Genomic DNA, 423 nt, shown 5'->3' with positions numbered 1-423 from the left:
CTTCCTGAACTGGTCCACGACCGGTATCGCCGACATCACCGCGATCGCGCTGTACACGCACTACTGGAGCATGTTCACGAGCATCCCCCAATGGGTGCTCGCCCTCGTCGCCCTCGCGGTGGTCCTGGCCGTGAACCTGATCTCGGTGAAGATCTTCGGCGAGATGGAGTTCTGGTTCGCGATCGTCAAGGTCGCCACCCTCGTCGGCTTCATGCTGATCGGAATCGTCCTGCTCGCCACCCAGCACGAGGTGAGCGGGCAGACCCCGGGCATGGGCATGATCACCGACCACGGCGGCATCCTCCCGCACGGTGTGATGCCCGTGGTCCTCGTCATGCAGGGCGTGATCTTCTCCTACGCGGCCCTCGAACTGGTCGGCGTCGCCGCCGGCGAGACCGCCGAGCCGCACAAGATCGTTCCTCG

The 423-nt window shown here is 65.0% G+C and carries 1 protein-coding gene; it reads left to right on the top strand.

Features of this window, described 5'->3' with window-relative positions; translation table 11 throughout:
* The coding region (locus ERX37_RS11215; RefSeq protein WP_133430748.1) for an amino acid permease at positions 1 to 423 on the top strand (423 nt) is incomplete at both ends.

The organism is Macrococcus hajekii, from assembly GCF_004359505.1.
Classification (GTDB): Bacteria; Bacillota; Bacilli; order Staphylococcales; family Staphylococcaceae; genus Macrococcus; species Macrococcus hajekii.
The sequence above is the reverse complement of the archived record's forward strand: the minus strand, read 5'-3'. Positions and strand labels throughout refer to the sequence as shown.